Annotated in this window: 3 protein-coding genes; 2 read left to right on the forward strand and 1 reads right to left on the reverse strand. The window is 70.4% G+C overall.

Annotated features, from left to right (window positions below):
• Positions 1 to 348 precede the first annotated feature (348 nt).
• Positions 349 to 2,040: an AMP-binding protein gene (locus VGR06_RS11290; protein WP_327558965.1), complete on the forward strand. Its 1,692-nt coding sequence runs from the start codon at positions 349 to 351 to the stop codon at positions 2,038 to 2,040.
• A gap of 450 nt (positions 2,041 to 2,490) precedes the next feature.
• The gene (locus VGR06_RS11295) at positions 2,491 to 2,724 is read left to right on the forward strand and encodes an Lrp/AsnC ligand binding domain-containing protein (protein ID WP_327558966.1); all 234 of its coding nucleotides are present in this window, start codon (positions 2,491 to 2,493) and stop codon (positions 2,722 to 2,724) included.
• Between the two features lie 219 nt (positions 2,725 to 2,943).
• Here VGR06_RS11295 and VGR06_RS11300 read toward each other — a convergent pair.
• A partial coding sequence (locus VGR06_RS11300; RefSeq protein ID WP_327558967.1) for a phosphate signaling complex PhoU family protein occupies positions 2,944 to 3,463 on the reverse strand: 520 nt, incomplete at its 5' end.

Consider the following 3,463-nt stretch of genomic DNA (forward strand, 5'->3'; position numbering starts at 1 on the left):
TGCTGGACACAACCGGCGCAACCGTGTGGTCGCTCACCTTCGTCGCCGCCGTCATGGCCGCCGGCGCGCTCGTCACCCTCCTCGGCCGGGAAACACGGGGCGCCAAGCTGACATGACCCGGCCGCGGTCGCGGACATGCCCCGTCACGGTTTCCTCCCTTGCCGGCCCGGCACGTGCCCAGATGCGGGCTCCGTGGGGCCTTCCCCTGCGCAGGACCGACAGGCGTCGTCGTTGACCCTGTGACCTGGTTGCCGACGACCGCTGCCCGCCGCAGACTGACGACGAGGACCCTACCCGATCCGGATCCAGGCGCTACCCACCAGGACACACGAACACGGGAAGGAGGCCGTGGACGTGGGAAGCGCGTTGCTGCGCTGGCTGGAGGATCCCGACGTGGACCGAGGGATCCACTTCGCCGACAGCGCCGGAGGCTGGTCGTTCCGCTCCTACGCCGATCTGGCCAACTCGGTCGCCGAGTGCGCCGGCAGGCTCGAGGACGCGGGTCTCGGCACTGGCGGTGTCGTCTGCATCGCTCTTCCGAGCGGGCCGGAGTTCGTGGCGGCCTTCTTCGGCACCCTGATCGCGGGTGGCACCCCCTCGCCGGTGGCGCCGCCCCTGATCTTCCGGAGCGCCGATGAGTATGTCTCCCAACTGGTTCGGCTGCTGCAAGCCGCCGCGCCGTGCCTGGTCGTGTCGGACGCCGACCTGCACCCGGTCATGGTGGGGGCAGTGGAGACCGCTGGCCTGGATTGTCCCTGCCTGAGTCCCCCCTTGGCCGGCGATCGCTCGGACCTGCGGGCACGGCCGCCCGCCGCGCTCGCGCTGCTGCAGTTCACCGCCGGGTCCAGCGGGAGCCCACGGGGGGTCCGGATCTCTTGGAGGAACTTAGAGACGCAGGTCGCGGCGTTGTACAAGTGGGTGCGCTGGCGCCAGGACGACAGCGTCGCCAGCTGGCTCCCGCTCTACCACGACATGGGCTTGATCGGCATGTTCCTCTGCTCTGTTGTTCACCGCGCGCACCTGTGGCTGATGCGGCCCGAGCACTTCCTCCACTCGCCTGCGTCGTGGCTGGAGTGCCTGGGCCGGTTCGGCGCGACCATGACGGGCGGGCCCACCTTCGGCTACGCCTACGCGGCCAAGAAGGTCACCGCCGCGGAGCTCGCGGGTATGGATTTCTCCCGCTGGCGGGTGGCCGCCGTTGGCGCCGAGCGCGTGGACCCTGCGGCTCTGGACCGGTTCGCGCGGCTGGTTGCGCCCAACGGATTCCGGCGTGAGGCGTTCCTGCCCGGCTACGGCCTGGCCGAGGCCACCCTAGCCGTGACCGGGAGCCGCCCCGGAGAGCTTCTGTCGCTCGTAGCCATCGATCGGGCCTCCCTGCGGTTCGGCGATCCCGTCCGCGTCCTGGAACGCGGCTCCCTCGATCCAGCCGGGGACCGAGGCCCTGGCGAATGGCTGGTCGGCTGCGGACGGCCCCTGCCGGGCATCCGGCTCTCCATCCTCGACGCCACCGGCGCCCCGCTCGGGGAGGGCCGGCTGGGAGAGATCGTCGCAGTCGGTCCCTGGGTGTCCGAGGGATACAAGGGCGCGCAGGCCGGCGGCCCCACCAGCTTCGTGAAGGGACGGCTCCGCACCGGCGACGCCGGCTTCCTGCTGGACGGGGAGTTGTTCGTCCTTGGGCGGATGGGCGACAGCACCAAGGTCAGGGGGCGCAGCCTCTACGCCGAGGACGTCGAGGCGAGACTCGCGGCGATCCCGGGCGTTCCCGCCGGCCGGATGGTGGTGGTGTTCGGACGGTTCGATGGGCTGGACAGCGTCGCGGCGGTGGTCGAACGCGAACGGGGAGCGTGGGTCGAGCCCGCCGCACGCCAGCTCCGCAGCCAGACCGGCCGGAGCGCCCGGATCCTGATCCTGGAGGTCCCGCGGTACGCCATCCCGCGCACCTCCAGCGGCAAGCCGCGCCGCCGGCTTCTCGAGCAGGAACTCATGGAGGGCAGGCTGCCCGCGACGACACTGCTCGACTGGCGCCAGGGGGTCTCATGAGGTTGGACGTGCCGCTGCACCACGCGCTCGATAAGTCAGCGCCGATCCCGCGCCACGAGGCCATCCAGCGAATCCTCAAGTGGGACCGGGGACAGCCATGCGACCGGTCGCCAGCCAGCACCGTGGTGCCTGCACCCGAACCTGCTGCCGCAGCCGCGGGCGGCGGTCGTCTCACCGCCGACCACCTGCCGGGCCGCTCGCTCGTCAAGGGACAGCGGAACCTCTCGTGGGCGAACAGAAGCTCTCCGGCTCCGCGGACACCAGAGCTCCTGGTGGGCGGAGGCCGATCGCCGGCAGGGAATGTGTGGAAGCCATGGGGCTTCCGGCGTCCGGTGGTGCCGGACGGTGCAGGCGCTCGTCCTTCCGCGGCCCCTCCGGGCTCCAGCCGGTTGTTGGCGTGCCAGCGCTTGCGCCGGTTGAGTGCGACGCGGACGAGAAGGGGGATTCCGGATGGTCTCGGCGTATGCCCTTGTGTCGGTCGAGGCCGGGATGAACCAGGAGGTCGTCGCGGCCCTCCGGTCGCTGGACGTTGTGAAGCAGGCCCACGCGTGTCGGGATCAACCCGATATCTTCGCGTTCGTCGAGGTCGCCGATGAGCGGGCTCTGGCGGACGTCGTCCTCACCGCGATCCAGGGGCTCCCGGGGATCCGGACCACCGAGACGCACATCGTGGCGCCCGTGTAGCCGCGACAGGCTCGGCACACGCGTGGCGCAACCGGTCACCGGCGACGACCTGCAGCTTCGCTTTGGCCGCGACCGGCTGTGGTACCGATTCGTGCGCTCCGGCGGCGGCTGGATGCTGGTGTGTGGGGGAATGGACCGGCGAACCGGATCAGCGTAACCACCAGCTCACACCGTTTGCTTCCTGGAGGACAAGGCACCGGCATCGGGGTTTGTGATCCTCTAGTTCGGCGACCCTCCGCGCCCGAGCAGCTCGGGATGTTCGACCTCCGGGTGCGAGGCGTCGGTGAACTCGCGGAACTCCCCCGTGACCAGGAATGCCACCTGCTCGCCGATGTCCACCGCGTTGTCGCCGATCCGCTCGATCTGGCGCGACACGACGTACATCCGGATCCCCCACTCCAGCATGCGCTTGTCCTCTGACACCGCAAGCACCTGCTGCAGCATGCCGCGGTTCAGCCGGTCGATGGGATCGTCCATCTCGGGGAGCTTACGCGCGAGTTCGAGATCGCGGCGCGCGAGCGCGTTCATCGCCGCCCCCACCATCCCAAGCGCCAGCGCGCCCATCTCCTCAAGGTGCTGCAGCACCGTGGGGCTGGGTGGCAGGCCGTCGGCGAGCTTGGTGATCTTCGCCATGTTCACCGCCTGGTCGGCGACGCGCTCCAGATGCAGGTTGATGTGCAGCAGTGCCGTCAGCAGCCGCAGGTCGGAGGCGACCGGGGTCTGGAGCGCGAACAGGCCG

The sequence above is a fragment of the Actinophytocola sp. genome (assembly GCF_036002505.1).
In the GTDB taxonomy this organism is placed as follows: Bacteria; Actinomycetota; Actinomycetes; order Mycobacteriales; family Pseudonocardiaceae; genus DASYTH01.